The organism is Streptomyces sp. NPDC002092, assembly GCF_053593775.1.
Map to the genome: position 1 here is coordinate 160,643 of NZ_JBSFDG010000019.1, position 23,681 is coordinate 184,323.

Below are 23,681 nucleotides of genomic sequence, written 5' to 3' on the forward strand. Positions count from 1 at the left end.
CCGGCGGCTGCCGCCCCCGGACCCCCGCTTCGGCCTCAACGGCCTTGTCCTCAAACGCCGGACAGGCTGGTTCGACCAGACCGGCGCCCGCGAGCGCCCCTCAGTCCCGCGCCAGCCCAAACCGCGACCGCAGGCCCGGTCCCCGCTCGTCCTCCGCCGCCGCGACCGCGGCCGCTCCCGCCGTCACCGTCTCGTAGACCGACAGGATGTCCGCGCCGACCGTCGACCAGTCGAAGCGCCGTACATGGGCGCTCCCCCGCTCCCGCAGCTCGGCCCGGCGCTCCGGGTCCCCCAGCAGCCGCAGGGCCGCCTCGGCCAGCGCGTCGGAGTCCTCGTTGGCGAACAGCTCGCCCGCCGCGCCCTGGTCCAGCACCTGGGCGAAGGCGTCCAGGTCGGAGGCGAGGACGGGGGCGCCGGCGGACATGGCCTCCACGAGGATGATGCCGAAGCTCTCGCCGCCGGTGTTCGGCGCCACGTACAGGTCGACGCTGCGCAGGAAGCGGGCCTTGTCCTCGTCGCTGACCATGCCGAGGAACTCCACGCGCGGGCGCAGTTCCGCGGGCAGCCACTCGACCGCCTCCTCCTCGTCCCCGCGCCCGGCGACCAGCAGCCGGGTCTGCGGGCGCTCGGCGAGGATCCTGGGCAGCGCCTTCATGAGCACCGGCAGGCCCTTGCGGGGCTCGTCGATGCGGCCGATGAAGCCGATGGTGTCGCCCTGCCACTGGGCCTTGGGCTCGGCCCGGGCGAAGAAGTCGACGTCGACGCCGTTCGGGATGACGACCGCGTCGCCGCCGAGGTGTTCCACCAGCGTGCGGCGGGCGTACTCGCTCACCGCGATCCGGGCGCTGATCTTCTCCAGGGCCGCCTGCAGGATCGAGTAGGCGGCGATCATCGCCCGCGAGCGCGGGTTGGAGGTGTGGAAGGTGGCCACGATCGGGCCGGAGGCCGCCCAGCAGGTCAGCAGGCCGAGCGACGGCGAGGTCGGCTCGTGGATGTGGACGACGTCGAACTCGCCGTCGTGCAGCCAGCGCCGGACCCGGGCGGCGCTCAGGAAGCCGAAGTTCAGCCGGGCCACCGAGCCGTTGTACGGCACCGGGACCGCCCGTCCTGCCGAGACGACGTACGGCGGCAGGGGCGTGTCGTCGTCGGCGGGAGCCAGGACCGACACCTCGTGGCCGAGGCGGATGAAGTACTCGGCAAGGTCGCGGATGTGGAACTGGACGCCGCCCGGCACGTCCCAGGAGTACGGGCAGACGATGCCGATCCTCACGACGTGCCCTTCTCGGGAGCCGGGGGTTTCTTCGCAGGATCGAGGTCCTTGAGCCACAAGCGCTGGAGCATGTGCCAGTCCTCCGGATGGTCGGCGATCCCGGTGGCGAAGGCATCGGCCAGCGCCTGTGTCATGACAGACGTCTTTTCGGCCCGGCCACCTGTCTCGGGCACCTCTACCGGCGGGTGCACACGCCCCTGCATGACGGGCGAGTCGTCGTACCAGAGCGTGACCGGCAGGAGCAGTGCGCCGGTCTGCTGGGCGAGGAGGGCGGGGCCGGCCGGCATCCGGGTGGCCTCGCCGAAGAACTCGACCTCGACGCCCGAGGACGACAGGTCGCGCTCGGCGACCAGGCAGACCAGGCCGCCGTCGCGCAGCCGCCGGGCGAGCGTGCCGAAGGCGGTGCCGCCGCTGTGCGGCAGGACCTCCATGCCGAGGCCCTCGCGGTAGGCGACGAAGCGGTCGTAGAGGGTCTCGGGCCTGAGGCGCTCGGCGACCGTCGTGAACGGCGTCTCCAGCTTGGTGGTGACCCAGGCCCCGGCGAGGTCCCAGTTGGCCATGTGCGGGAGCGCCAGGATGACGCCCTGGTCGGAGGCGATCCCGTCGGTCAGGTAGTGCACGTCCTTGGGGTCGAAGGCGGCCTTTATCCGCTCGGCGCTCCACGCCGGGAGCCGGAAGGACTCCATCCAGTAGCGCAGATACGAGCGCATGCCCGCGCGCGAGAGCTCGGCGAGCCGCTCGGGGCTCGCGTCGGGCACCACGCGCGCGTAGTTGCTCTCCAGGCGCTGCACGCCCTTGCCGCGCTGCTTCCAGGCGAGGTCGGCAATGGAGCGGCCGAGCCGTACGGCGACGGGCTCCGGGAGTTTCTTGACGGTGCCCCAGCCGAGGCCGTACAGCGCGTCCGTCAGCTGATCGCGAAGGCTCACTTCGCCGCCTCGCTCCCCTGTGAGGCGTTCTCCGGGGAGGCCGCCGCGGCCTCCGCCTCCGCCGATTCACGACGGACGGTGACCACCCGCTGGATGAGCGTGACCAGGCTGCCCACGGCGACGATCCACAGAGCGATCGGCAGCAGGTACTGGATGCCCGGCACCCCGAACTTGTGCAGTCCCGCGAACCCGGCCGCGACCAGCGAGATGACCAGGCGCTCGGCACGCTCCACGAGTCCGTTGACGGCGACGGGCAACCCGATCGACTCGCCGCGGGCCTTGGTGTACGACACCACCTGGCCGCTGGCCAGGCAGAAGATCGAGACGGCGCACAGGACGTTGTCGTTGCCGCTTCCGGCGTACCAGAGGGCGAATCCGCCGAAGATCGCGCCGTCGGCGACCCGGTCGAGGGTGGAGTCCAGGAAGGCGCCCCAGCGGCTGGTGCGGCCCAGCTGGCGGGCCATGTTGCCGTCGACGAGGTCGGAGAACACGAACAGCGTGATCACGACCGTGCCCCAGAAGAACTCACCCCGCGGGTAGAAGACCAGTGCGCCCGCGATCACGCCGGCGGTGCCGAGGAGCGTGACCGTGTCGGGGCTGACACCCCGGCGGATGAGAAACGCGGCGAACGGCGTGAGGACACGCGTGAAGAATGCACGCGCGTACTTGTTCAGCATGGCCTTCCCGACGGTCGGTGTGGCCGCGGCCCCTGCTGGCCTCCGGCTGGCCCATCGTAGCCACGCGCGCGCGTGTGCGACTGCCGGGCACCCGGACGTCTGCGGGGAGATCGGGCGAACGACCCCGGGCCGGGCGGGCGGCGCGATCACGTCCTTCGTATGGACGCACCGTGACGGGAGTGGAAAGCTCGAAGAACCGCGGGCGTCATCGGAGCCGCCACCGCACGCGGCCCGGCATGCCCGCGCCCACAGTGACCTCACCGTGCACGGGAGGCAAGGCCATGGGCGACAAGGCAAGCGCACACCCCGGAGCCGCCGGCAGGGCTACAGCGGCCGACCACCCCGCGTCCGTACGGAATGTGGTGCTGGTCGGCCACAGCGGATCGGGCAAGACGACACTGGTGGAAGCTCTCGCGCTCACCGCGGGAGCAGTGAACCGGGCGGGCCGCGTGGAGGACGGCGGCACCGTCTCCGACTACGACGAGATCGAGCACCGGCAGCAACGCTCGGTGCAGCTCTCCCTGGTGCCGGTCGAATGGGACGGCATCAAGGTCAATCTTCTCGACACCCCCGGATACGCCGACTTCGTCGGGGAGCTGCGGGCCGGTCTGCGAGCGGCGGACGCGGCCCTTTTCGTCGTCTCGGCCTCCGACGGCGTGGACGGCTCGACCCGCATGGTGTGGGAGGAGTGCGCGGCCGTCGGCATGCCACGGGCGATCGTGATCACCCACCTGGAGGCCGCCCGGGCGGACTTCGAGGAGATGACGCGGACCTGCGCGGAGGCCTTCGGCGGTGACGACCCCGACGCCGTGCTCCCGCTCTACCTGCCGCTGCACGGCCCGCAGGGCCCGGACGGGCACGCGCCAGTGACGGGGCTGACCGGGCTGCTGTCGCAGAAGGTCTTCGACTACTCGTCCGGCGAGCGCAAGGAGTCGGAGCCTGGCGAGGACCAGCTGCCTCGCATCGAGGAGGCCCGCAACCGGCTGATCGAGGGGATCATCTCGGAGAGCGAGGACGAGACCCTCATGGACCGCTATCTGGGCGGCGAGCAGATCGACTTCAAAACGCTCGTCGAGGACCTGGAGCGGGCCGTCGCGCGCGGGGTCTTCTTCCCGGTCCTGGCCGCCGCCCCCGCGGCCGAGGGCGCCAAGCAGGGCCTCGGCACCGTCGAGCTGCTGGAGCTGGTCACGGGCGGCTTCCCGACGCCGTTCGAGCACCCCACACCCGGGGTCACCACGATTGACGGCAAGCCGCGCGAGGTGAAGGCCTGCGACACGGACGGCCCGCTGGTCGCCGAGGTGGTACGGACGGCCTCCGACCCCTACGTCGGCCGGGTCTCCCTGGTCCGCGTCTTCTCCGGCACGCTGCGCCCCGACGAGACGGTGCATGTGTCCGGACACGGGCTCGCGGACCGCGGGCACGAGGACCACGACGTCGACGAGCGCATCGGCGCGCTGTCCACCCCCTTCGGCAAGCAGCAGCGCACCGTGACGCACGCCATCGCGGGCGACCTGGTGTGCGTGGCGAAGCTGAACCGGGCGGAGACCGGCGACACCCTCTCGGCCAAGGACGACCCGCTGCTCATGGAGCCGTGGCAGATGCCCGACCCGCTGCTGCCGCTCGCCATCGAGGCGCACAGCAAGGCGGACGAGGACAAGCTCTCGCAGGGTCTTTCCCGGCTGGTCGCCGAGGACCCGACCATGCGGCTCGAACAGAACCAGGACACCCACCAGGTGGTGCTGTGGTGCCTGGGCGAGGCACACGCGGACGTGGCGCTGGAACGGCTGCGCAGCCGCTACGGCGTCCAGGTCGACGTCGTACCGCACAAGGTCTCCCTGCGGGAGACGTTCGCGGACAAGTCTGCGGGCCGCGGCCGCCATGTGAAGCAGTCCGGTGGGCACGGGCAGTTCGCGATCTGCGAGATCGAGGTGGAGCCGCTGCCCGGCGGCTCGGGCATCGAGTTCGTGGACAAGGTCGTCGGCGGCGCGGTACCGCGGCAGTTCATCCCCTCGGTCGAGAAGGGCATAAGGGCCCAGGCCGCGAAGGGAGTTGCGGCGGGCTATCCGCTCATCGACGTCCGTGTGACCCTGCTGGACGGCAAGGCGCACTCCGTGGACTCCTCGGACGCGGCCTTCCAGACGGCCGGCGCGCTGGCGCTGCGGGAGGCGGCGGCCGACGTGAAGATCCATCTGCTGGAACCGGTGGCCGAGGTGACCGTCCTGGTCGGCGACGAGTACGTGGGCGCCGTGATGAGCGACCTGTCCGGACGGCGCGGCCGGGTGCTCGGCACGGAACAGACCACCGGAAACCGCACGCTCATACGGGCCGAGGTGCCCGAGATCGAGATCGGCCGGTACGCCGTGGACCTGCGCTCCCTCTCGCACGGCACCGCGCGCTTCAACCGCTCCTACGCACGGCACGAGCCGATGCCTGCGCAGATCGCAGAGAGGATTCGTGAAGAGGCGCGCGACGCCTCGTAGTTGGCGCCGGGCGCTTCCAAGTCGCTTTTGTGGAACGCTCCCCTCCGTAGGCGGGCGGCTTCGGCCGTCCGCCTACGAATGCCGGTGCCTGCGGATACGCTGATGACCTGATCAAGTTGTCGGACCAACACCGTGACGACCTGATCAACAGGTGTGCGGAGCAAAGAAGTCGGGAAAGCCGCAGAAGCGACGTCGGCGGCGATCGGGGGCGGGAATGACCGTTGAGAGCGGCTACGGGGACATCTTCGGCCCCCAGGTGCCCCGCACGGGCAACGAGGGCCAGACGGCCACGTTCGCGCTGGCCTCCGCGGCCTACCGGGACAACCCGGTCGCGGACATCAAGAAAGCGGACAACGAGTGGCATCAGACCACCGTCAAACCTGGCCTGAAATGGGCGAGGATATTCCGGCCCAACCTGGGTGAGGCCTTCTCGCGGGCGGTGGTGGACCGCATGGTGGGGTCCGGCCGCAAGCCGCTCATCCAGTCCTTCGGCGCCGAGCCCCCGGTCGTCGTCGAGCACTGCCTGGCGGCGAACAACATCCGCAGGGACCGGGACAATCTGCTGAGCATCGTGATGGTGCTGTGCGGCCTGCTCTTCCTGCCCGGTCTGCTCGTCTGGCTGCTGGTCTTCTCGATCCGCACCACCGTCGCCAGGCGCGACGACAAGCGGGCCGGCGCGCTGGCCACCACGCTGCTGGTGGCGGTGGGCGCCCTCGCCGTGATCTTCCTGATCCGCATGCCGTTCACGGGCTTCTGGGCCTGGTATGCGCGAGCCTCGGTGATCATGCCCGTCGTCGGCTGGTTCTGGGCCCGGCAGATCTGCGAGCGGACGGCCAAGGACCTGCGCGAGCGCTGGGACAGCCTGCTGGCGGGCAGCAGCATCGGGGCCAAGGTGCCCGAGGCGGTGCCGACCAGCCCGGGCGAGACCAAGGCGGACGCGCTGCGCCAGTCGCTGGCCAAGCTGAGCGCCGAGCAGCAGTCCAACTCGGTGTTCTACGCCGGTCCGAAGGGCATCCTCGGGATGGGCACCCGCTGGGGCAGCTGGCAGCTCGCGGAGGACCTGGTGCCCGCCGACCCGACCCGGGAGATCCACCCCTTCCGCAGCTGGGACGTCATCCGCTCGATCCACGACCGGCTGCGCATGCTGGAGCGGAACACGCTCAACACCGGCGGCTTCCCGACCCCCTCCGTACGGCACTGGATCGTCACGCCGATCGGCGAGGGCGCGAAGGAGGTGTCCCGGCCCGAGGGCACGGACGTGGACGCCTACCAGGTCAAGTCCCACGCGATACAGGACATCTGCAACAAGCAGCAGTTCGGCGCGGGTGACCGGCACTATCTGGGCGTGCAGTGGACCCTGTGGGACGGGCAGCTGGTCATCACCATGATGATCACGGTGACCGTGCTGCACGAGACGCTGCGCATCGAGGTCACCGGGCATGCGCTCGGTCCCGTGAACTCCCTGTTCACCAGCAAGCCCGAGGCGCCGACGAAGGAGGTCCAGAAGTCGTTCAAGCCGTGGGAGACCCGGAAGGTGTCCCTCCCGTTGGTCACCACCGACGAGGTCGTACGACTGGCCGTCCGCGCCCCGCTCTCCTGGTACCCGCCCCTGCTGAACTGGCTGGGCGGCACGATAGTCCTGCCCGAGCCCTTCGGCCTCCGGCATGCCTGGGCGGACCAGCCGTGGCGCCACCGCTTCATGGCCGACGACGCACTGCGCGCCGCCACGCCGGTGCTGCGGGTGGTGCACGCGGCAGCGATACGGGTCCTCGAGGAGAACGGCGTGGACACGGAGCAGTTCGGCACGAGGTCGGCGTTCCTGAGCACGCAGGTCCAGGACCCCACGCCCAAGAAAGCGGACGTGTACGACGCGTAGAACGTGTGCGGCCCGGTGGGCTTACGCCGAAGGCCAGGCCTCCGCGAGCATCTTCCGGGTGTCCGCCAGCAACTGCGGCAGCACCCTCGTGTGGCCGACGACCGGCATGAAGTTCGTGTCGCCGCCCCAGCGCGGGACGATGTGCTGGTGGAGGTGGGCCGCGATGCCGGCACCGGCGACCGAACCCTGGTTCATGCCGATGTTGAAGCCGTGGGCACCGGAGGCGGTGCGCAGGGCCGTCATGGCCTGCTTGGTGAGCGCAGCGAGCTCGACCGTCTCGGGGCCCGTGAGGTCCGTGTAGTCGGCGACATGGCGGTAGGGGACGACCATGAGGTGTCCGCCGTTGTACGGATACAGGTTGAGCACGGCGTAGACCTGCTCACCGCGCCGGACGACCAGCCCGTCCTCGTCGGACTTGGCCGGGATGGAGCAGAAGGGGCAGCCGTCGTCGGCACCGGGGCCGGTCGGCTTGTTCTCACCCTGGATGTAGGCCATCCGGTGCGGCGTCCACAGGCGCTGGAACGCGTCCTGGACCCCCACTCCCCACTGCTGCTCCGGCTCACTCGTCATGCCATGCAGCATATGGCGTCGCCCGTTCGCGGCGTGTCGGCGGGGTTGTGGGAAAAGCCCGCCGGGCCAAGCTGGGCCGGTGGACGATGACACTCGCGCAGCCTGCTGGGAGCAGCGGACCGAGCTTCCGCTCGCCGTCGCATCACTGGCCTTCCTCGCCTCGTACGCGGTCCGTGTCCTGTCTCCCGGTCTGATGGACACCTGGCAGGACCTGGCTCTCGCGGTGCTGCTGGCCTCCTGGGCATTGTTCGCCTTCAACTACGCGGTGCTATGGCGACTGAGCGGGCAGGGGCACAGATTCGTGCGGAAGCACCTGCTGGACACGGCGGTGGTGATCCTGCCGCTGCTGCGCCCCCTTCGGATCGTCAAGGTCTACGAAGCCATGCAGCGACGGCACGGCAAGCCCCGGCTCGCGCTGCACGCGCGCGTCATCGCGTACTCGGGGCTGGCCACGGTACTGCTCGGCTTCGCCGGTGCCCTCGCCGTCTACCAGCAGGAACGCGGGGCGGCTGGTGCGTCGATGCGGACGTTCGGGGACGCCGTCTGGTGGACCTGCGCGACCCTGACGACCGTCGGCTACGGCGACATCGCGCCGGTGACACCGCTGGGACGGCTGATCGCGGTCGGGATGATGGCCGTCGGGCTGGCTCTGCTCGGCGCGGTGACCGGCACCTTCGCCTCCTGGCTGCTGCAGGTCTTCGCCCGCGAGGACGACGAAGGGCCCCCGGGAGGCTGAACCTCCCGGGGGCCCTTCGACGTCGGCGGACCAGGCCGGCCGGACGGAACGGTCAGACCTGCGTCCGGTCCTCCACGACCTTGGCGATCTTGGCGAGGGCCTCGTCGAACGGAATGCCGTTCTCCTGCGAACCGTCGCGGTAGCGGAAGGAGACGGAACCGGCCGACATGTCCTCGTCGCCCGCGATGACCATGAAGGGCACCTTCTGCTTCTGGGCGTTGCGGATCTTCTTCTGCATGCGGTCGGAGGAGGAGTCGACCTCGACCCGCAGGCCCTTCTTCTTCGCGGCCGCGGCGAACTTCTCCAGGTACTCCACGTGCCCGTCGCCGATCGGGATGCCGACCGCCTGGACCGGGGCCAGCCAGGCCGGGAAGGCGCCCGCGTAGTGCTCCAGGAGCACCGCGAAGAACCGCTCGATCGAACCGAACAGGGCGCGGTGGATCATGACCGGGCGCTGCTTGGAGCCGTCCGGACCCGTGTACTCCAGGTCGAAGCGCTCCGGCAGGTTGAAGTCGAGCTGGATCGTCGACATCTGCCAGGTACGGCCGATGGCGTCCTTGGTCTGGACGGAGATCTTCGGGCCGTAGAAGGCGGCGCCGCCCGGGTCGGGAACCAGGGGCAGGCCCTGCTTCTCGGCGACCTGGCGGAGGGTCTCGGTCGCCTCCTCCCAGACCTCGTCCGAGCCCACGAACTTCTCCGGGTCCTTGGTGGAGAGCTCCAGGTAGAAGTCGGTCAGGCCGTAGTCGCGCAGCAGGCCGAGGACGAAGGTGAGCGTCTTGTCGAGCTCTTCCGACATCTGCTCGCGGGTGCAGTAGATGTGCGCGTCGTCCTGGGTGAAGCCGCGGGCCCGGGTCAGGCCGTGCACGACGCCCGACTTCTCGTACCGGTACACGGTCCCGAACTCGAAGAGACGGAGCGGCAGTTCACGGTAGGAGCGGCCGCGCGCGTCGAAGATCAGGTTGTGCATTGGGCAGTTCATGGGCTTGAGGTAGTAGTCCACGCCCTCGTCGAGCTGCATGGGCGGGTACATGCCCTCGGCGTACCAGTCCAGGTGCCCGGACGTCTCGAAGAGCTTCCCCTTCGTGGCGTGCGGGGTGTAGACGAACTCGTAGCCCTCCTCCTCGTGCCGGCGGCGCGAGTAGTCCTCCATCACTCGGCGGACGATGCCGCCCTTGGGGTGGAAGACGGCGAGGCCGGAACCGATCTGCTCCGGGATGGAGAACAGGTCGAGCTCGCTGCCGAGCTTGCGGTGGTCGCGCTTCTCGGCCTCGGCGAGGAAGTCGAGGTAGCCCTTCAGCTCGTCCTTGGAGGGCCAGGCGGTGCCGTAGATGCGCTGGAGCATCGGGTTCTTCTCGCTGCCGCGCCAGTAGGCGGCCGCGTTGCGCATCAGCTTGAACGCCGGGATGGTGCGGGTGGAGGGCAGGTGGGGACCGCGGCAGAGGTCCTTCCAGCACAGCTCGCCGGTCTTGGCGTCCAGGTTGTCGTAGATCGTCAGCTCGCCGGCTCCGACCTCGACGTCCGCACCGTCGTCACTCGACGCCGAGCCCTTGAGGCCGATCAGCTCCAGCTTGTACGGCTCGTCCGCCAGCTCCTCGCGGGCCGCCTCGTCGGTCACCACGCGACGGGCGAACCGCTGCCCGCGCTTCTGGATCTCCTGCATCTTCTTCTCGATGGCCTTGAGATCCTCGGGCGTGAACGGCTTCTCGACGTCGAAGTCGTAGTAGAAGCCGTCCTTGACCGGCGGGCCGATGCCCAGCTTGGCCTCGGGGAACAGCTCCTGCACGGCCTGTGCCATCACATGCGCGGTGGAGTGGCGCAGGATGTTGAGGCCGTCCTCGGAGGAGATCTCCACCGGCTCCACGACCTCGCCCTCGGCCGGCACGTACGCGAGGTCCTTGAGCTCGCCGCCCACGCGCGCGGCGACGATCGAGCGCTCGCCGGCGAAGAGCTCGGCGGCCGTAGTGCCCGTCGTCACCACGCGCTCTTCCCGCTCGGAATCGCGTTGGATGATCACACGGACGTCTGACACCGGTCTCTCCTGACTGAAGGTGGTTGCGGCGCCATACCAGGAGCGCGCGCAATAGGGGATCGTACCGACCCCGACCCGCCGACCGCGAAACGGTCGCCCTTCGTGCAGGCAGGCCCGCGCTCAGTCGTCGTCCTCCCCGGTGCACGCCTCCTCGAACCAGTCGAGATTTTCCTGCAGCGACTTCATGAGGCGGTCCCGCTCCGCCTCCTCCACCTGCACGGGTGCGACGCCTGAGGCCCCGGTCAGCCTCCGGAAGCCGCCCCGGCTCTCCAGCCGCCCGTGCAGCCGCACGGGCAGCCCCACGAGGTGGGCGTGCCCGGCGATGCGGTAGTCCTCCTCGTCCAGCGTGATCCGGACGTGCGGCACCTCGGCTCCCGCGATCACCCGCAGCCGCACGCTGCCTTCCCCGCGCGGTCCCGACCTGCGCATCCGCACCACCGTGCCGGTGATCCGCACGGGCACGGACGGCTCCTCGCGCAGATAGCGGGCGCCGGCCTCGCGCAGCACGGGCAGGTCGCCCGGTGAGAACTCCACCGGCTCGAGGCCCGCCACGCAGTCCTCCGGCACCCCGGCGGCCGGTGCCCACTCGACGGCGATCCTGGCGCCCTCGGTACCGCCCACCAGGGCGATCAGCGCCTCGGTGAGTTCACGGCTCACGCCCGCCTCGACGGCGCCGTCGAAGGCGTCCATGCCGCCGGTGGCCCGCTGGTAGTCGATGGCCTCGCGGGCGGCGTACAGGGCCTGGTGGAGGCGCACGGCGAGCTGCCGCCCCGTACCGACGGGCACGAAAGCGGTCAGGCGCCCGCCCCCGGCCGCGGAGCCCACGAGGACGCTCTCCAGCAGCGCTGCGGCTGCGCGGCGGTGCCGGGCGCCGTAATAGCCCGCACGCGCGCGCGTGGCGAGCGCTCCGGCGAGCAGCATCTGGCGGGCACAGGAGCGCAGCTGCTCCTCGACCATCCAGGGCGCGGAGCCCGCGGGGCCGCTCGGCGCATCCCGCCACCAGCGGATCTCGTCGCTGGGCACGGCGAGCCCGATCAGCACCTCGCGGGCGGAGGGCGTGCCACTGCGGGTCAGCGCGACGAGCGCCTCGCCGAGCAGGTCGTCGCTGTCGGGGAAGGCGCGGTTCTCGGGCACCAGCAGGCTGGTCCCGCCGCCGCCGGGGCCGGGCGGGGTCCAGCGGCCGTAGCGTCCGGCGGCTCCGCCGCGCCGCTCCCAGCCGTGCCGGTGCAGCAGGGCGCTGAGCACGGCGGGGTCGACCTCGTCGGGCTCGGGGGGACGGTGCCAGGAGGCCTCGGCCGGGTGCGGCCTGACGGGCCGCAGCGGCTCCTCCAGCGGGCGGTGCGTCATGGTCTGCCTCCGGCCCCGACCCGCGTCATGATCTCGCACAGCGCCCGGTCGTCGAAGATGCGTGAGGTCGGTATCCGCACGGTGGTCCGGGTCCGCCCGGTGACCGGCTGGCCGGCCAGGTTGACCCAGTAGCAGCAGTGCCGCAGGTCGAGACGGTCGTGGCTGGCGCGCAGCCAGTCGTCCTGGGATCTCGGGACGAGCATCACGACCAGGATCTTGTGCACCGAGACGGGGGTGCGCGCGAGCTTGCGCAGATGGTCGTTGTCGAGCGTGAAGGAGAAGAAGCGCCCCGGCGGGTTCGGCGCGACCTGGTACGTGCACTTCAGCTGCACCTTGATGGTCACCTCGTCGTCGACGGTGTGCCCGGGCGAGCCGTGACTGACGTGCCAGTCGATGCCGTTGTCCGGAAACGGCTGCGACAGCGAGCAGCCGGCCGCCGCGGCGACGGCGTGCAGATAACCCACCTGCAGTGTCTCCATGCAGGCGGTGGTGGCGAGTGTGCCGCGAAGGGGGCCCGCACGTTCGGGCAGCAGCCCGCCCCGCTCGGGCTGCGCTATCGCCATGACCAACAGCCTTCCACGCCAAGTGATTCCCTGCTGTGGGCCTCTGAACTGCAAAGACCCGTACTCCTGTTGTGTCCTTCCGGCGTACGGCGCAAACAGCCCGGGTATCACCAAACAGGCAGAAGACGGGACGTCAGCTGCCGTGGGTGAACGAGGAGTTGCATAGGCATGACGACCTGGTACGAGGGGCCCTTGGCCGCATTCGACACGGAGACCACGGGCGTGGACGTCGAGACCGACCGGATCGTGTCGGCCGCCGTCGTCGTCCAGGACGCCCCGGGCAGCCGGCCCCGGATGACCCGTTGGCTGGTCAACCCGGGTGTGCCGGTGCCGGAGGCGGCGACGGCGGTGCACGGGCTGACGGACGAACACCTGCAGCGCAACGGCCGCTGGCCGGCGCCGGTGATGTACGAGATAGCCGAGGAACTGGCGGAGCAGGCGGCGATGGCCCGTCCGCTCGTGGTGATGAACGCGCCGTTCGATCTGACGCTGCTGGACCGCGAGTTGCGCCGCCATCGCGCCTCCTCGCTGGACCGCTGGTTCGAGGCGTCGACGCTGCGGGTGCTCGACCCGCGGGTCCTCGACAAGCACCTGGACCGCTACCGCAAGGGACGCCGCACCCTGACCGACCTGTGCGCGCACTACGGCGTCACGCTGGAGGGCGCGCACGACGCGGCGGCCGACGCCCTGGCCGCGCTGGATGTCGTACGGGCCCTCGGGCGTCGTTTCGCCGCCCGGCTGGAGCGCCTGTCCCCCGCCGAGCTGCACGCCCTGCAGACCACGTGGCACGCGGCCCAGGCGCGCGGTCTGCAGGCGTGGTTCGCGAAGAGCGGCACGGAGGAGACAGTGAACCCGGCGTGGCCGCTGCGGCCGGATCTTCCGGCGGCGGCGTGAACCACGCCGGCATGCGGACGGCCGACATGCAGAAGACCGGTCCGCTGCTGCGGACCGGCCTTTCCCGGTGGGCGATACTGGGTTCGAACCAGTGACCTCTTCGGTGTGAACGAAGCGCTCTCCCACTGAGCTAATCGCCCGGGAACGCACTGAACCATACAGGTCTTCGCGGGTTTCCTTCAAACCGCTTCCAGGTACGCGACCAGGCCTCGCCGTCCGGCCCGCATCATCAGCCGGTGGTTGGCGCGGAACAACGGTCGCCCCGGGACCGCCAACCGCCTCAGCAGCGGCTTGCGCACGTCGACGACCTGCTCGTAGCGGGCGACCGTGCCGGCAGCTCCCGCGGTGATCGTCCAGCGCGCCCGGCCCTCGATGTCACCGGACATGGCGATCTCCAGGAGGCCCGCTTCGGGGTCGCGGCGCGTCTCGCGGGCGGTGAAGTGCAGGTCGTACGGGAGGACGGAGCGGATCCGGATGACTCCGGTGGTGTCGTCGAGCCGGGTCACCTCCCGCACCTGGGGCCACCAGCGGGGGTACTCCTCGGCCCGCTCCAGCACCTCGTACACGGTGGCGGGCGGGGCAGGCAGGACCCAGAGGCTGCGGAAGCGGTAGTGCGTCCAGTCCATGGGGGGAGTCTGCCCCTGCCCAGGGCGTTCGCCCCCGCATCCGAGCCACGTGTGGCGGGATCTGAGTACGTGGCTGAGTACCTGCACTCATGTCGTACGACGTGACGCGGACCACACTCCGAGGCATGACGCATGTTCCGCCCCCGGCCGAGGAGTTGCGGCTCCTCGACGCCGAGCTCTGGCGACTGGACGCCCGCCGGGCCCAGTTGCTCCATCGCCGTGCCTGGCTGGTCGCCGCGCTTCAGGCGGCGCACCCGGTGCACCAGGCATCCCAGGCACCGCAGGCGCCCGTCGACGCGTCTCGCCCGGAGGCCACCGCGCCCGGCGTGCAGAACCTTCTGCTGCTGCTCGGCGGTGTCCTGCTCACCGTCGCCGCGATGGTGTTCACGCTGGTCAGCTGGGGGGAACTGGGGATCGCGGGGCGGGCCCTCGTGCTCGGCGCGGTCACGGTGGCCGCGCTCGGTGCGCCGTTGCTCCTGCTGCGGCGCGGGCTGCGTTCGACGGCCGAGTCGGTGGCCGGTCTGGGGCTGGCGCTGACGGTGCTGGACGCGTACGCACTGCAGCAGGTCGCCTTCATGGGGACGGACGGGGCGGGGTACACGGCCGTCGCGTCGGCGCTGCTGGCGGGGCTCTGGGCGGCGTACGGTCTGCTGCCGCGTGCGGCCGGGCTGCGGCTGCCGCTGCCCTCCGCGCTGGCCGCGGCCCAACTCCCGCTGTTCTTCTGGGCGGTCTCGGCCGGCGCGGGGTCGTCCGGGGTCGCCGCCGCGCTGCTGGTGACGGCCGGTTTCGACACAGGTGTGGCGCTCCGGGTGACCGCCAAATCCGTACGCGTCCTCGCCGCGGTCGGCGCGTACGGTACGGGCGTCCTGGGTGCACTGACGGCCGGCTGGCTCTCGTGGGATGCAGCCGGTCCGGGCGCCGCCGCCCGTGCGGCGGCGCTCCTCACCCTTGCTGCGGCGATCGCGCTGGGGGCCGCCTGGCCGCTGCCGAAGCCCGCCCTGGCCACGGGCAACGCCGTATCGGCCGGCCTGCTCCTGGTCGCGGCGGTCGGCGGAGTGCTGCGGGTGACGCTGCCCGACGGGTGGACGGTACCGGGGTACCTGGCGTGCGGCGTCGCGCTGTTGGCGGCCGTGCGGGTGCGGCTGCCCGGGCCCGTGCGGCGTGGGCTCGTCCAGGCCTCCGCGGCGGTGCAGGCGGTCGCCGTCGCCTGTGCGCTGCCGCTGGTCGTGGTCGCGCTGCTGGGCCCGCTGGGCTGGGCGGAGCGCTGGTGGACCGGTGCGCCCTCGGACGCGCGGGCCGCGGCGGCCGTCCACATGCCGTGGCCGCCGTATCCCGGTCAGCTGCTCCTCGGCCCGGTGGTCGTCGCGGCCGTGCTGGCCCTGCTGGTCCGCGGTGAGACACGGCGGCCCCAGGCGCTGACCGGCGCGACACTCCTCGTCTGGGCCACCGGCATGACGCTGCCCGCGGTCTTCCAGCTCCCCTACTCCGCTGCCCTGTTGCTGCAGGGTGCGGTGACCGGAGCGGCCCTCGCGGCGGCGGCCTTCCGACTGCTGCCCGTGACCGGCACCGCGCTCGCCCTGGGCGGTTCGGTCTCCCTCGTCTTCCTCTCGCTGGCCTCTCAGACGGCCACGCTCACCGTGCTGTCCGTCCTGGCGGCACTGTTCGCCGCCGCCTCACTGCGGCCGGACCTCGTCCCCTTCACGGCCCCGGCCGCGCTCGTGTACGCGACCGCCCTGGCCTGCGCGACGGGTCTGGCGGCCGACTTGCGACCGCAGCACACCGCGCTGCTGGTCCTGGTGGTCCCGGCGGCCGCGGCCCTGCTCGCCGCGCGCATGGGCGAGACCCACGCGCGCGTGCCGGTCGAAGTGACCGGGGCCGCCGCCGGTCTGCTGGCCGTCGGCCTCGCGATCACCGCCCCGCCGATGCTCGCCCTGGTACTGGCCCTGTGCGGAGTGATTGCGGCGGGCACGGCGGTACGCTCCGACCGCCGCCCCGCAGGCTATGCGGCCGCAGTCCTGTTCCTGCTGGCCGGCTGGGTCCGGCTGGCCGCCTGGGACGTCGGCACCGTCGAGGCGTACACCCTCCCGGTCACCGTGCCGGCGCTGTGTGTCGGCGTCTGGCGCAGGTCCCGCGACCCGCGGGCGTCGTCGTGGACGGCGTACGGCGCCGGACTCGCCGCCACCCTGCTGCCGAGCCTCGCCGCGGCCTGGGACGACCCGCACTGGACACGCCCGCTGCTGCTGGGCACGGCGGCCCTGCTGACCACCCTGCTGGGCGCCCGCCACCGCCTCCAGGCCCCGCTCGTCCTGGGCGGCTCGGTGCTGATCCTGGACGCCCTGCACGAACTGGCCCCCTACCTGGTCCAGATGACCGGCGCCCTCCCCCGCTGGGTACCTTTCGCACTCGCCGGCCTGCTCCTGCTGGCACTAGGCGCAACATACGAACGCCGCCTCAGGGACGTCCGCCGAGTGCGGGACATCTTGACCACCATGCACTGAGCGCCCCGTCAGGGGCGCGGGGAACTGCGCGACCAGCCGCATAAGGCCCGCACACGACATACGAGCGCAGTTCCCCGGCCCCCGCCGAGCGTTACGGCATTTTGTCGCCGAGCAGCGCCAGGTTCTCAATGGCCGCGAGGCCGTACAGCGCAGTGTCGTTCGACGACACCCACGCGGCCTCGCTGCCCGCGACCAACGCCACCGGCCCGCTCAGCTTCTCCGTCTTCCAGGGCGAAGCCTCCGTGTACCCGTCGGAGCTGTAGAACTTCGTCCACGCCCGCTTGGCCAGCGCAGCGTCACCGGTCTGGACGGCGGCGTACGCATCCAGGCGCGAGTGCCCCTGGAACAGCAGCAGGGTGCCGAAGTCGGAGCCGTAGCGGGCCTTCTGCTCGGCCTTGGTGGCGTTGAAGTAGCGGCAGTAGTCGAAGTAGGCCTGGTTGAACTCGGGCATGTCGACGAGGTCGATCAGCTCGGCGCACAGCTCGTTGAGGCCGAAGACGGCCGAGAGATGCGAGACGGAGACCACGGGCGTCGAGGCGACGGCGAACTCACCGGTGTCGAGGTCGTACAGCCCGCTGCCCTGCACGAAGCCGTTGGGCTGGGCGGCGATGCCCTCCATCGTCGACAGCACCCGCGCCTTGGCCTTCTCCCACTTGGGGCCCTTGCGCTCCCACTCGGTCAGCCACGCGGACACCAGGCCGCTCCAGTCGGTGCCGAAGCCGATCGACAGGGCGTGCCGGTCGGGTGTGTACGGGTCGGTGCGGACCTTGCGCTGCGGGTCGAGGACCAGGAAGGTCTCGTCGGAGTCGACGTTGGCGTGCATGAGGTCGCCGACGCGTTCGTCGGCGGTGAGGAAGTAGTAGTAGCGCCGGTAGGTGGTGTTGGCGATGCGCTGCTGCTTGGCGCTGTCGGCGTAGTGCTGGACGCCGTGCCGGGTGCCGAGGCCCGCCCAGTCGCCGAGGTGGTAGACGTCGACCTCGCCGGTGTGCCGGGTGAGGGCCTCGGCGAAGCGGAAGATGTCCGCGCGGCCGGAGCGGAGGTAGGCCATCCAGAGCCAGATGTCCGGGGAGAGCTCGGAGTTGTCCCAGGCGTAGCCGCCGACGTCGTACCGCCACTGGTGGCGCACGGTGTCGTAGGTGTGCATGAAGTCGCCGTAGTCCCAGAAGCCGTACCAACGGCGTTGCTCCACCTGGTCCTTGTAGTAGGTGAAGAGGAAGTCGAGGTGGTCCTCGATCTTCGCCTTGGCCGGTGTGGAGCGGTCGGGTTCGGAGTACAGGCCCGGGCCGAAGACCTTGGCCTTGATGAGCTGCCTGGGCGGGGCGGCGAGCTGCGGCAGCACGCGTACGGCCTCGACCTGCGCCGCCAGAGCCTCTGCCGAGGGCGTCGACTCGTTGGCCCAGAAGAGGAGTTCGGAGGTGCGGGCGATGCCGTAAGGGGTGCCGAACTTCGGCTCGTAGTCCTCGTAGGTGATGTTGAGGCCTTCGAGCTGCTTGGCGTACGTGTCCTGGCCCATGCCGTCGTGGTAGAAGCGCAGGTCCATGGGCTGTGCCTCGGGCGACCAGAGCCAGAGGGTGACCTCGGCCTCGTCGGTGTGGGCGTCGCGGATGTCGAGCTGGGCGGGGTGCTTCTCCCAGAAGTCCCTGAGGCCGAAGGAGAATCCGCCGCTCGCGCCGCCGGCATAGCCGAAGCCGGAGGCCCGCTTGCCGCCGCCGGCGGCGATCCAGCCGTAGCCCTTCTTGGTGCGCTTGCGGAGCGTGAAGCCGTCGGCCGAGAGCTGCGAGAGGGTGTAGTCGCCCCACTCCGGGATGTACTGCAGCCGGGTCGTCACCCGCTGGTCCCAGGTGGCGGGGTCGGGCAGCTTCTGGCCCGCGTACTGGGCCGCCTGCACGGCCGCACCCGGGTCGCGGCGCAGACCGGTGATGCCCTTGACCGCCTCCCGCAGCAGTCCGGTGCCCTCGCCGCCGATGCGGATGTGCCGGTCGTACGACGCGTCCCGCATGGGGACGCTGAAGCGCACCCCGAGCCCGCGGATGAAGTCGCCGCTCGCCTTGCCGGGCTCCTGGGTGCCGTCGTAGGTGATGGTGTGCACCATGCGGAAGGAGTCGGCCCCGGCGTAGAAGTACAGCCGGATGGAGAACGGCAGCCAGCTCCGGTCGCCCTTGCGGTGCTTGCCGTCGATGCGGACGACGGCCCGGACCGGCCCCTCCTGCTCGACCGTCACCGCGCCGATCGCGCCGTCGAAGCGCTCGGTCTTGACCGTGCCCTGGTCCTCGTCCTCGATCTCCGGCTGGCGGATCAGGACGAGCCGCCCGTTCCTGGCGATCTCCGTCGACCCTCGGGTCACCGACTTGATGAGGGTGGAGCCGTTCTTGCCGATCTTCGCGGTGATCACGCCTGTCGAGACGTCGATGGTGCCGCCGCTCTTGTCCACGGTGACCTTCTTGTCGGGGGCCGCCGCGTCACCGGCGCCGAGGGTGAGCTTTCCGGAGCCCGAACTCACCGCGTGCGCCGACCACTTGAGGGAGCCGTCCGGCCAGTACGCGATCGGCCAGGACTGCACCGGCACGGCCTTGCCGTCCGCGTCCGTGAGCGCAAAGGTCTGGTCGGGCCGGTGGACGCCCTTCGGCCATGGGACGCCGACGGTGGAGCCCGGCGCGGCCCCGAGGCCGCCGTCCTCCAGCCAGTCCAGGGTCACGGGATCGGCGGCCGCGGCGTCGGCTCTGGGCGCGGCCTGCGCGTCCTTGGCTCCTATGGCCCAGCTGAACTGCGCGGCGGCTCCGGCGACGGCGGCCGCCTTGAGGAGGGACCTGCGGGGGATGGGTGACATGAGAGTTCAGCCTTTCCTTTCCGGCGGGACGTTTCTTCGCGTGCTGCTAGTCAGGGGCATGACAGGGAGAGGTACTGCACCCGGAGTGCCGTCCTCGGACGAGGGCACCGCCCGTCAGCGGCGCCGGTACCGCTCCTCCACGGCGACGGCCGCGGCCGCGACGGCCCCGAGGACGGGGATCGCCAGCGGCGCGATCAGCAGGGCGGAACAGACCACGAGGACCACCCCGCCGACGAGCAGGAAGGATCCGGCGGGGTCGAGGACAGTGCGGCGACCGGCGTCGGCGAGCAGCGCCCGCCAGGCCGCACCCGGCTCCCAGAGCGCCGCCGCGCGCAGCCCGGCCACGACGAGGCCGATCAGCGCGAACAGGCCGACGGCGCCCACGAACGGCCCCCCGGGCAGTCCGGCGCGCGCGGCCTGGACGTCCACCCGGACCAGGCCCGCCGCGAGCCACCCGGCCAGGCCGGCGAGCCACCCGCCCCGCACGGCCGTACGGAAGTCGCGGGCGAACTCCCGCCAGCCACCGCCCTCATGGCCGGTACGACGGCGCAGATGCCGCGCCCCGGCGGCGAAGGCGGCCGGAAAGGTCACCACTCCCAGCGAGGCCACCGCGATCCACACCCCGGTGAGCAGAGACTCGGCGAAGACCCCGAACCGCTCCGCGAACACCGACTCCTTGCGTGCCTTCACCCGCACTCCGGCCATGGTGACCGCCTCAGCCCTTCAGTCCGGAGGTCGCCATGCCGTCGATGAGATAGCGCTGGAAGGCGAGGAAGAACAGCAGCACCGGCAGCAGAGCCACCAGCGACATCGCGATGAGTCCGCCGTAGTTGGCGGCGACGCCGTCGGAGTCGCGGAACATCATCATGCCGAGGGAGACGGTGTACTTGCCGGGCTCGTTGAGATAGATCAGCGGGCCCATGAAGTCGTTCCAGGCGTTGATGAAGGTGAAGATGGCGCTGGTGATGAGCGCGGGCCGGCACAGCGGCAGCACGATCGACCAGTAGATCCGCAGATGCCCGCAGCCGTCGATCCGGGCGGCCTCGTCCAGCTCCCTCGGCAGATTGCGCATGAACTGCACCATCAGGAAGACGAAGAACGCCTCCGTGGCCAAATACTTGCCGAGCAGCAGCGGCACATAGGTGTTGATCAGCTCCAGCTTCTGGAACATCACGTACTGCGGGATCAGCAGCACGTGGTACGGCAGCAGGAGCGTGCCGATCATCAGCGAGAACAGCAGGTTCCGGCCCGCGAACCTGATCTTGGCGAAGGCGTACGCCGTCAGCGAGCAGGAGATCAGGATGCCCACGACGGCGCCGCCCGCGTACAGGAGGGAGTTCTGGAAGAACGTCCAGATCGAGATGTCGGCGATGCCGTGGGCCAGGCCCTTGAAGTTCTCCAGGATGGGATGGGCGGGGAACAGCTGAAGGCTGTTGATGATGTCCTTGCTCGGCTTGAAGGACGCGCCGATCACCCAGACGACGGGATAGAGGACGACCGCGAGGACCAGCAGCGAGCCGATGTGCCAGGCGAGCGAGCCGGCGCGCGTGCGGCCGAGACCGCCGAGCGGCTTCGGGCCGGCGGGGGTGGTGGCACTCATCGGGCGTCCTCCGTGTCGTTCTCGTAATGCACCCACTTCTTCTGCGACCAGAACAGGACTGCGGTCACCAGGGCCACGGCGAGCAGCAGCATCCAGGCCATCGCGGAGGCGAAGCCCATCTGGGCGTTCTTGAAACCCTGCTGGTAGAGGTAGCAGGTGTAGACGAGCGTGGCGTCGGCCGGGCCGCAGTAGGTGTTGGAGACGACATAGGCCGAGCCGAAGATCTGGAACGAGTGGATGGTCTCCAGCAGGACGTTGAAGAACAGCACCGGGGAGATCATCGGCAGCGTGATGCTCCAGAACTTGCGGAAGGCCCCGGCGCCGTCCAGTTCGGCGGCCTCGTACAGCTCCTTGGGCACCTGCTTGAGCCCGGCCAGGAAGATGACCATGGGCGCGCCGAACTGCCAGACGGTGAGTGCGACCAGGCAGTAGAGGATCCAGTCGGGGTTGCCGACCCAGCCGCCGACATGGAAGCCGAAGACCGACATCGTACGGTCGACGATGGCGTTGTCGGAGAAGATCGACCGCCAGACGAAGGCGACCGAGACGCTCGCGCCGATGAGCGAGGGTGCGTAGAACGCGGCCCGGTAGAAGGCCTGTCCGCGGCGGCTCTGGGCGAGCAGCAGGGCGACCCCGAGGGCGAGCAGGAGTTTCAGCGGGGTGCCGATGATCACGTATTTGGCCGTCACCTCCACCGACTTCTGCCAGCGGGGGTCGTCGAACATCTTGGTGAAGTTGTCGAGACCGACCCACTTCGGGGTGTTGAAGAGGTTGTAGTCGGTGAACGCGAAGTAGAGCGAGGCGACCATGGGACCCGCGGTCAGGAGCAGAAAGCCCGCGATCCACGGGGACATGAAGAGATAGCCGGCGAGGTTCTCCCGCCGCCCCCGCTGCTTGACGGCGGTGGGGGCGGCGGAACGTGCCTTCCGGGCGGCGGGCGGTGATTCCTTGACGAGCGTCACGGTGCTTCCCAATCGGTTCCGAGGCCAGTTGGGTGGCCCCCCAAAGGGGCGCGGGGAACTGCGCGACCAGCCACGACGGCGCAGCAGACAAAAATCAACAAACCGCGCCCCCCAGCGGAGCGCTATGCCTGGAAGGCGGCCTGCGACTCGTCGAAGAACTGCTTCACCGCGGCGGAGGGCTTCGTCTTGCCCTGGGCCAGGTCGCCGCCGATCCGCAGGAAGGCCGCCTCGATGGTGTCGGCGCCGGAGGGGTGCGGGGTGATCGTGCCGAGGACTCCGGCCTTGGCGGTGTCCGCCTCGTACTGCGCGATCTCCTTGTTGACCGGGTCGGTCGGCTTGAACGCGTCGTACTGCTGGGTCGAGGCGAGGATGCCCCGGTCGTAGCCCATGATCTTGCCGACTTCCGGGTCGTGGACCATGAAGTTGATGAACTGGGCGACCTCCTTGGGATGCTGGGTGCGCGCGGAGGCGCTCAGCATCAGCGAGGCGAGGTACTGCCCGGTGTGCTTTCCGTCCATGGTGGGGATCGGCGCGAGGCCGTACTCGCTGCTGCCCTCGGCCGTGTAGCGGACGGTGAAGTTGTCCCAGGTGAATTCCGAGGCCCCGTGGCCGGCGGAGAGGGAGGACTTGGGCCGGTCCTGCTCGACGGTCTTGGGGTCGGTGATGATGCCGGCCTTCACGCGGCTGTAGCCGTCCTGCCACCACTCCGTCAGATCGGCCTTGTCGAAACCGAGCCCGTCCTTGGTGTAGAACGCCTTGCCGTTCTGCCGCAGATACAGGTCGTACAGGTACATGATGCTGAAGTAGCCCGTGTCGCCCGGCACCCTGGTCTTGTCGTGGACGGTCTTGAGGGCCTTGAAGTAGTCGTCCCAGGTCCAGCCCGTGGCCGGCTCGACGCCCGCCTTCTGGAAGACCTTCTTGTCGATGACCAGCGCCATCGTGTTGGAGCCGACGGGGACGCCGAGCTGCTTGCCGTCGACCTCGCCGACCTTGGTGACGCCCGCACGGAAGTTGTCGAGGCTCAGATTCCCCGCGTCGATCTGGGACTTGAGGTCGAGCAGGACGCTTCTCTTGTCGTACTTCCGAAGGAAAGTGACGGCGTTTTGGAAAACGTCCGGGGGATTTCCGCCGGCCGCCTGCGTCTGGAACTTCTCCCAGAATGAGACGTAGTCCTGGAAGTCCGTCTTCACCTTGATCTTCGGGTACTTCTTCTCGAAGAGCTTGATGGTCTGGTTGATCTTCTTGGCCCGCTCGTCGGCGCCCCACCACGAGTAACGGATCGTCACCGTCCCGTCGGCGGAGGTGCCGCTGTCGCCGCCGCAGCCCGTCGTCGCGGCCAGCCCCAGCGCGGCCGCCGACGCCCCGGCGGCCTTGAGGATCGTACGCCTCTCCACATTCCTGCTGGTTCCCACAGTCGGGCCCCTCCCCGGCATCATTGCCACCTGCATGAATCGTTTCAAGTAAGCGCTTGCTGCCACAAGGTACGGAGGGCCTCGGGGTGCGTCAATGATTCGGACAGGAATTTCTTACCAAGCAGCTGGACGAGTTGACGGCACATCAGCGTCGGAACGGCGGGGCGAGAGGGGTGATGCCGCAGGTGAGAAACTTGTGATCGACGGACCGAACATCAACTGGCCGTCCGCACAAGGATGTTGTCCGGCCGAAATCCACCGGAGGGCGGGACCCGTCCGAGGGTGCTCATACGACGGCGGCCCGTCTGCTCTCGCAGACGGGCCGCCGGTCCGGGTGGGCGATACTGGGTTCGAACCAGTGACCTCTTCGGTGTGAACGAAGCGCTCT

At 70.2% G+C, this 23,681-nt stretch carries 18 protein-coding genes and 1 tRNA gene; 5 read left to right on the top strand and 14 right to left on the bottom strand.

Going from position 1 to position 23,681, the window contains the following annotated elements:
• Positions 1–100: 100 nt before the first annotated feature.
• Genes ACWCRD_RS36160 through pgsA form a run of 3 tightly spaced genes read right to left on the bottom strand, consistent with a single transcriptional unit; the run spans position 101 to position 2,873 of the window.
• A complete protein-coding gene (locus tag ACWCRD_RS36160) occupies positions 101–1,270 on the bottom strand; it encodes a glycosyltransferase family 4 protein (RefSeq protein ID WP_450969944.1) in 1,170 nt (389 codons plus the stop codon).
• Entirely contained in the window at positions 1,267–2,196 is a 930-nt protein-coding gene (locus ACWCRD_RS36165) for a phosphatidylinositol mannoside acyltransferase (RefSeq protein ID WP_450969945.1), read from the bottom strand. The genes ACWCRD_RS36160 and ACWCRD_RS36165 overlap by 4 nt, the downstream gene beginning before the upstream one ends.
• Complete coding sequence (pgsA, locus tag ACWCRD_RS36170; protein ID WP_450969946.1) at positions 2,193–2,873, bottom strand: phosphatidylinositol phosphate synthase; 681 nt, start codon at positions 2,871–2,873, stop codon at positions 2,193–2,195. The genes ACWCRD_RS36165 and pgsA overlap by 4 nt, the downstream gene beginning before the upstream one ends.
• A 281-nt stretch (positions 2,874–3,154) precedes the next feature.
• On the opposite strand from pgsA, the gene ACWCRD_RS36175 reads away from it, so the two are divergent.
• Together ACWCRD_RS36175 and ACWCRD_RS36180 are read left to right on the top strand one after the other, a co-directional pair.
• Complete coding sequence (locus ACWCRD_RS36175) at positions 3,155–5,353, top strand: elongation factor G-like protein EF-G2 (protein WP_450969947.1); 2,199 nt, start codon at positions 3,155–3,157, stop codon at positions 5,351–5,353.
• Positions 5,354–5,567: 214 nt separating this feature from the next.
• On the top strand, positions 5,568–7,229 hold the full coding sequence (locus ACWCRD_RS36180; protein WP_450969948.1) for a hypothetical protein: 1,662 nt from the start codon (positions 5,568–5,570) through the stop codon (positions 7,227–7,229).
• Between the two features lie 21 nt (positions 7,230–7,250).
• Here the strand turns inward: ACWCRD_RS36180 and ACWCRD_RS36185 are convergent, their stop codons facing one another.
• The gene (locus tag ACWCRD_RS36185; protein WP_450969949.1) at positions 7,251–7,799 is read right to left on the bottom strand and encodes an HIT family protein; all 549 of its coding nucleotides are present in this window, start codon (positions 7,797–7,799) and stop codon (positions 7,251–7,253) included.
• A 79-nt stretch (positions 7,800–7,878) separates the two neighbouring features.
• On the opposite strand from ACWCRD_RS36185, the gene ACWCRD_RS36190 reads away from it, so the two are divergent.
• On the top strand, positions 7,879–8,535 hold the full coding sequence (locus ACWCRD_RS36190) for a potassium channel family protein (protein WP_450969950.1): 657 nt from the start codon (positions 7,879–7,881) through the stop codon (positions 8,533–8,535).
• Between the two features lie 52 nt (positions 8,536–8,587).
• Here the strand turns inward: ACWCRD_RS36190 and thrS are convergent, their stop codons facing one another.
• The 3 genes from thrS to ACWCRD_RS36205 all read right to left on the bottom strand — a co-directional run bounded on the left by thrS (position 8,588) and on the right by ACWCRD_RS36205 (position 12,474).
• Complete coding sequence (gene thrS, locus ACWCRD_RS36195; protein WP_450969951.1) at positions 8,588–10,564, bottom strand: threonine--tRNA ligase; 1,977 nt, start codon at positions 10,562–10,564, stop codon at positions 8,588–8,590.
• Positions 10,565–10,684: 120 nt separating this feature from the next.
• Positions 10,685–11,911 carry a hypothetical protein gene (locus ACWCRD_RS36200; protein WP_450969952.1) on the bottom strand — a complete coding sequence of 409 codons (1,227 nt, stop codon included), beginning with the start codon at positions 11,909–11,911 and terminating at the stop codon, positions 10,685–10,687.
• Positions 11,908–12,474: a DUF4365 domain-containing protein gene (locus ACWCRD_RS36205; RefSeq protein ID WP_266953551.1), complete on the bottom strand. Its 567-nt coding sequence runs from the start codon at positions 12,472–12,474 to the stop codon at positions 11,908–11,910. Before ACWCRD_RS36205 ends, ACWCRD_RS36200 begins: the two co-directional genes overlap by 4 nt.
• Positions 12,475–12,642: 168 nt before the next feature.
• Here ACWCRD_RS36205 and ACWCRD_RS36210 point away from each other — a divergent pair, with 168 nt between their 5' ends.
• Complete coding sequence (locus tag ACWCRD_RS36210; protein WP_365846511.1) at positions 12,643–13,368, top strand: 3'-5' exonuclease; 726 nt, start codon at positions 12,643–12,645, stop codon at positions 13,366–13,368.
• 68 nt (positions 13,369–13,436) lie between these two features.
• Here ACWCRD_RS36210 and ACWCRD_RS36215 read toward each other — a convergent pair.
• Both ACWCRD_RS36215 and ACWCRD_RS36220 read right to left on the bottom strand, forming a co-directional pair.
• Positions 13,437–13,508: transfer RNA gene (locus tag ACWCRD_RS36215), tRNA-Val, on the bottom strand.
• Between the two features lie 39 nt (positions 13,509–13,547).
• Positions 13,548–13,994 carry an SRPBCC family protein gene (locus ACWCRD_RS36220; RefSeq protein ID WP_450969953.1) on the bottom strand — a complete coding sequence of 149 codons (447 nt, stop codon included), beginning with the start codon at positions 13,992–13,994 and terminating at the stop codon, positions 13,548–13,550.
• Positions 13,995–14,119: 125 nt separating this feature from the next.
• Between ACWCRD_RS36220 and ACWCRD_RS36225 the strand changes: the two genes are divergently transcribed.
• Complete coding sequence (locus ACWCRD_RS36225) at positions 14,120–16,492, top strand: SCO7613 C-terminal domain-containing membrane protein (RefSeq protein WP_450969954.1); 2,373 nt, start codon at positions 14,120–14,122, stop codon at positions 16,490–16,492.
• Positions 16,493–16,583: 91 nt separating this feature from the next.
• On the opposite strand, the gene ACWCRD_RS36230 is transcribed toward ACWCRD_RS36225, so the two are convergent.
• The 5 genes from ACWCRD_RS36230 to ACWCRD_RS36250 form a co-directional block, all read right to left on the bottom strand.
• The gene (locus tag ACWCRD_RS36230; RefSeq protein ID WP_450969955.1) at positions 16,584–19,319 is read right to left on the bottom strand and encodes an exo-rhamnogalacturonan lyase family protein; all 2,736 of its coding nucleotides are present in this window, start codon (positions 19,317–19,319) and stop codon (positions 16,584–16,586) included.
• A gap of 114 nt (positions 19,320–19,433) precedes the next feature.
• Positions 19,434–20,024 carry a hypothetical protein gene (locus ACWCRD_RS36235; protein WP_450969956.1) on the bottom strand — a complete coding sequence of 197 codons (591 nt, stop codon included), beginning with the start codon at positions 20,022–20,024 and terminating at the stop codon, positions 19,434–19,436.
• A 10-nt stretch (positions 20,025–20,034) separates the two neighbouring features.
• Positions 20,035–20,919 (bottom strand): carbohydrate ABC transporter permease, encoded by an 885-nt coding sequence (locus tag ACWCRD_RS36240; RefSeq protein WP_450969957.1) that lies wholly within the window; start codon positions 20,917–20,919, stop codon positions 20,035–20,037.
• Entirely contained in the window at positions 20,916–21,881 is a 966-nt protein-coding gene (locus tag ACWCRD_RS36245) for a carbohydrate ABC transporter permease (protein ID WP_450969958.1), read from the bottom strand. Before ACWCRD_RS36245 ends, ACWCRD_RS36240 begins: the two co-directional genes overlap by 4 nt.
• A gap of 122 nt (positions 21,882–22,003) precedes the next feature.
• Positions 22,004–23,293 (bottom strand): ABC transporter substrate-binding protein, encoded by a 1,290-nt coding sequence (locus tag ACWCRD_RS36250; RefSeq protein WP_450969959.1) that lies wholly within the window; start codon positions 23,291–23,293, stop codon positions 22,004–22,006.
• Positions 23,294–23,681: the final 388 nt, after the last annotated feature.

Coding starts and splice junctions, on each gene's coding strand:
- pgsA (WP_450969946.1), bottom strand. CDS start 2,873: ATGCTGAACAAGTACGCGCGTGCATTCTTCACGCGTGTCCTCACGCCG.
- ACWCRD_RS36175 (WP_450969947.1), top strand. CDS start 3,155: ATGGGCGACAAGGCAAGCGCACACCCCGGAGCCGCCGGCAGGGCTACA.
- ACWCRD_RS36180 (WP_450969948.1), top strand. CDS start 5,568: ATGACCGTTGAGAGCGGCTACGGGGACATCTTCGGCCCCCAGGTGCCC.
- ACWCRD_RS36185 (WP_450969949.1), bottom strand. CDS start 7,799: ATGACGAGTGAGCCGGAGCAGCAGTGGGGAGTGGGGGTCCAGGACGCG.
- ACWCRD_RS36200 (WP_450969952.1), bottom strand. CDS start 11,911: ATGACGCACCGCCCGCTGGAGGAGCCGCTGCGGCCCGTCAGGCCGCAC.
- ACWCRD_RS36205 (WP_266953551.1), bottom strand. CDS start 12,474: ATGGCGATAGCGCAGCCCGAGCGGGGCGGGCTGCTGCCCGAACGTGCG.
- ACWCRD_RS36210 (WP_365846511.1), top strand. CDS start 12,643: ATGACGACCTGGTACGAGGGGCCCTTGGCCGCATTCGACACGGAGACC.
- ACWCRD_RS36220 (WP_450969953.1), bottom strand. CDS start 13,994: ATGGACTGGACGCACTACCGCTTCCGCAGCCTCTGGGTCCTGCCTGCC.
- ACWCRD_RS36225 (WP_450969954.1), top strand. CDS start 14,120: ATGACGCATGTTCCGCCCCCGGCCGAGGAGTTGCGGCTCCTCGACGCC.
- ACWCRD_RS36230 (WP_450969955.1), bottom strand. CDS start 19,319: ATGTCACCCATCCCCCGCAGGTCCCTCCTCAAGGCGGCCGCCGTCGCC.
- ACWCRD_RS36235 (WP_450969956.1), bottom strand. CDS start 20,024: ATGGCCGGAGTGCGGGTGAAGGCACGCAAGGAGTCGGTGTTCGCGGAG.
- ACWCRD_RS36240 (WP_450969957.1), bottom strand. CDS start 20,919: ATGAGTGCCACCACCCCCGCCGGCCCGAAGCCGCTCGGCGGTCTCGGC.